This window comes from Isoptericola sp. NPDC060185 (assembly GCF_042728595.1).
Lineage (GTDB): Bacteria > Actinomycetota > Actinomycetes > Actinomycetales > Cellulomonadaceae > Isoptericola.
In genome coordinates this window covers 1-3817 of the sequence record NZ_JBHWYY010000137.1, presented here as the reverse complement: position 1 = coordinate 3817, position 3817 = coordinate 1, and the positions used below count along the sequence as shown (strand labels likewise).

General features: G+C 75.6%; 2 protein-coding genes and 1 pseudogene. 1 reads left to right on the top strand and 2 read right to left on the bottom strand.

What is annotated here, in order from left to right:
- Positions 1 to 92: 92 nt before the first annotated feature.
- Both ACFWDO_RS21190 and ACFWDO_RS21185 read right to left on the bottom strand, forming a co-directional pair.
- Positions 93 to 950, bottom strand: coding sequence for an N-acetylneuraminate synthase family protein (locus tag ACFWDO_RS21190; RefSeq protein WP_380326880.1), 858 nt, complete (start codon positions 948 to 950; stop codon positions 93 to 95).
- 192 nt (positions 951 to 1142) lie between these two features.
- A pseudogene (locus ACFWDO_RS21185) lies at positions 1143 to 2291 on the bottom strand (cytidylyltransferase domain-containing protein); the annotation flags it as partial.
- Positions 2292 to 2471: 180 nt separating this feature from the next.
- Between ACFWDO_RS21185 and manA the strand changes: the two are divergent.
- Positions 2472 to 3752 (top strand): mannose-6-phosphate isomerase, class I, encoded by a 1281-nt coding sequence (manA, locus tag ACFWDO_RS21180; protein WP_380326877.1) that lies wholly within the window; start codon positions 2472 to 2474, stop codon positions 3750 to 3752.
- Positions 3753 to 3817: the final 65 nt, after the last annotated feature.

Sequence of the window (3817 nt, the reverse complement as noted above, 5' to 3'; positions counted from 1 at the left end):
GGGGGGGGGGGGGGGGGGGGGGCCGCCCCCCCCCCCCCCCCCGCGCCGCGCGGTCGTGCGCCCGGTCGAGCTTCTCCACCGGTCGCGTCGGGTCAGACGTCGACGCGGCGCAGGCGCGACATCGGCGCCAGCTCGCCCGGCATGACGCGCTTGGAGCCGTCGCCCATCGCCTGCTCGAGGATGCGCACGTCGCGCACCAGGTTCGCGAGGCCCTTCGGCTCCAGCGACGCGGCGTGGTCGGAGCCCCACATCGCCCGGTCCAGGGTGATGTGCCGCTCGACGGCGACGGCGCCCAGCGCCACCGCGGCGAGCGAGATCTGCAGGCCCGTCTCGTGGCCGGAGTACCCGACCGGCACGCCGTACCGCTCCCGCAGCGTCGTGATGGTGCGCAGGTTCGCCTCCTCCGGCGGCAGCGGGTACGTCGAGGTGGCGTGCAGGATGACGAGCCCGTCGGTGCCGAGGATCTCCACGGCGGCGTCGATCTGCTCGAGCGTGGACATGCCGGTCGACAGGATGAGCGGCTTGCCCGTGTCGGCCAGCGCGCGCAGCAGCTCGTGGTCGGTGACGGAGGCCGACGCGATCTTGTGCGTCGGGACGCCGAACTCCTCGAGGAAGGCGACCGAGGGGACGTCCCACGGGGAGGCGAACCACTGGATGCCGCGCGACTTCGCGTACTGGTCCACCTCGGTGTACTGGTCGTGCTCGAACTCGACCCGGTACTTGTACTCGAGGTACGTCATCTCGCCCCACGGCGTCTGCCGGATCTTGTCCCGCTGGTCCTTCGGGGTGCTGATCTCCGGCGTGCGCTTCTGGAACTTCACGGCCTGGCAGCCGGCGGCCGCCGCGACGTCGATCAGCTGCTTGGCGATCTCGACGTCGCCGTTGTGGTTGATGCCGATCTCGCCGATGACGTACACCGGCCGGCCGGCGCCGACCTCGTGGTCGCCCACGCGGACGACGTGCTCCGCGGGACGCTCGGCGGGGCGCTCGGCTGCTGTGGTCGTGCTGGCGGCGCTGGAGGTGCCGGTCATCGGGGTGTCCTTCCGTTCGTGGAGCTCAGGGCTGCGACGCGAGGTCGCGTCGGGGCGGGCTGCGAGGATCCGCTCGCAGACCTCGCGGACGGCGCCGTGGCCGCCCGCGCGGTCGAGGACGACGCGCGCGGCGGCGGCGACCTCGGGGTGGGCGTCGGCCACGGCCACGGGCCAGCCGACGACGGCGAGGGCGGGCAGGTCGTTGACGTCGTTGCCGACGTACGCGACCCGGCCCGGGTCGAGGCGGTTGACGGCGCACCAGTCGCGCAGGGCGGTGGCCTTGTCGTCGACGCCGTGCAGCACGTCGACGCCGAGCTTGCGGGCGCGGGCCGCCACCACCGGGTTGGTCTCGGTCGACAGGATCAGCAGCGGGACGCCGGCGCGCTTCAGGCGCGCGACGCCCATGCCGTCGCCGCGGTGCACGCGCACGCTCTCGGTGCCGTCCTGCGCCACGTAGGCGGCGTCGTCGGTGTGCACGCCGTCGAAGTCGGTCACCAGGGCGTCGACGTCGATCGGCGCGTCGGCCGGGGCGCCCGCGGGCGCGGCGCCGGGCTGGTCCAGCAGCGTGCGGGCCAGCCACAGGTCTCGGGGCTCGTCGATCTCCAGCGACCACTCGGCGGCCACGGGCTGCAGGCCCACCGACCCGAAGAAGCGGCTGCCCGCCTCCCGCAGCCCGGCCGTGCGCATCGCGTAGAACGCGCCGGTCTCGCGGAAGTGCGGGGCTCGGTCCTGGCGCCGCGGGCGGTGGTCGGTGCCGTGGCCGACGGGCGTCGGGCCGTCGTCGTCGAGCCGCCACTGGAAGTCGTGCGTGGGAGCCACCGCGACCACGACGTCGTGCGCGCCGTCGGCCACCTGGCGCACGGCGGCGTCCAGGTCGGCCGGGTCGACGAACGGCGACGTCGCCTGCAGCAGCACGGTGACGGCCGGGTCGGGCGCCTCGGGCAGGTCCGCGCGCAGGGCGTCGAGCGCGTGCAGGACGGCGGACTCGGAGCTGGCCGTGGCGCCGGCGAGGTCGGCGGGACGCCGGACGACCCGCGCCCCGTGCGTCGCCGCCTCGCGGGCGATCTCGTCGTGGTCGGTGGAGACCACCACGGCGGACACCGAGGGCGCCGCCAGCGCCGAGCGGACCGCCCGTGCGACGAGCGTCGTGCCGCCCACGCGCTGCAGGTTCTTCAGCGGGATGCCCGCCGATCCGCCCCGTGCGGGGATCACGACGAGCGCACCACGGTCGGGGTCTGAGCCCGGGTGGATGTCGTTCATGGCGGCGACACTAAGAGCGCGACAAGGCGCCGTCGGCCCTTTCCGGCCAACTGTCGCCGAACATCAGGATGCCGTCAGGTGAACATTTCCGGAGCGTGTGCGGGAATGGTTCCCGGCCCTTTCCGCGTGCCCTTTCATGGAGGAAGTCATCGCGAGAGTTCCCCTGTCCGAGGAGGTCCGATGGACGCCCTGACCGCCCGCACGTCCCCGCGCACCGCGCCCGCCACACCGACCGGCGGGATGCCCGTGCTCCCCCTCGACAACCCGGTGCGGGCGTACGACTGGGGTTCCCCGACGCGCATCCCCGACCTCCTGGGCCGCGAGCCCGACGGGACGCCCGCCGCCGAGCTGTGGCTCGGCGCGCACCCGGCAGCGCCGTCGCGGGTCCGCAGGCACGGCGGCGCGGGGCGGAGCCTCGACGAGCTGGTGGGCGCCGAGCCGCACGACGCCCTCGGCCGCCGCGTCGCCGACCGGTTCGGGCCGCGGCTGCCGTTCCTGCTCAAGGTGCTCGCCGCCGACCGGGCGCTGTCCCTGCAGGTGCACCCTCGGCCGCACCTCGCCCGCGCCGGCTACCACCGCGAGACCCGCAGCGGCCTGCCCGCCGGGCACCCGCACCGGTCGTTCCACGACGACCAGCACAAGCCCGAGATGATCGTGGCGCTCAGCCCGTTCGAGGCCCTCGCCGGGTTCCGCAGCCCGCGCTCGGTGGCCGGCCTGCTGGACGGGCTCGACGGCGTCCTCGTCGACGCCGTGCGCGCGGCGCTCGCCGAGCGGCCGTCGACCGCCGGAGTGCGCGCCGCGACCGAGACCCTCGTGGCCGCGCGCCGCTCGCCGTCGTGCGCCGCGGAGGTCGCCGCGGCCGTGGACGCCGTCGCGCGCCGGCACCGGGCCACCGGCAGGACGGGCCCGACCGCCCGCGCCGACGCCACCGTGCTCGACCTCGCCGCGCAGCACCCGGGCGACCCGGGCGCCCTCGTCTCCCTGCTGCTCAACCGCGTCACGCTGGAGCCCGGCGAGGCGATGTACGTGCCCGCCGGCGAGGTGCACGCCTACCTGGGCGGCTTCGGCGTCGAGGTCATGGCCGCGTCGGACAACGTGCTGCGCGCCGGCCTCACCACCAAGCACGTCGACGCCCCCGCGCTGCTCGAGTGCGCGTCGTTCGCCCCGCGCCCGCCGGCCCGCCCCGCCACGCTGGTGTCCGGGGGCGAGAGCGTCGTCGTCACCTACCGCGCCCCCGTCGAGGAGTTCGCGCTCACCTTCGCCGACGTCGTCCCCGGCGAGCCCGTGGCCCTCGCCGCCGACGGCCCCCGCGTCGTCCTCGCCCTCGACGGCGACGCCGCCGTCCTCACCGGCTCCGGCGAGCTGCGGCTGCGCCGCGGCGAGTCGTGCTTCGTGCCCGACTCCGCCGGCCCGCTCACCGTCGACGGCGCCGCGCACGTTGTGTGCGCCTGGGTGCCCTGACCGTCCCGCCGAACAGGCAGTTGACACCGTGATGGGCGCCTTCGAGCGCCCATCACGGTGTCAAC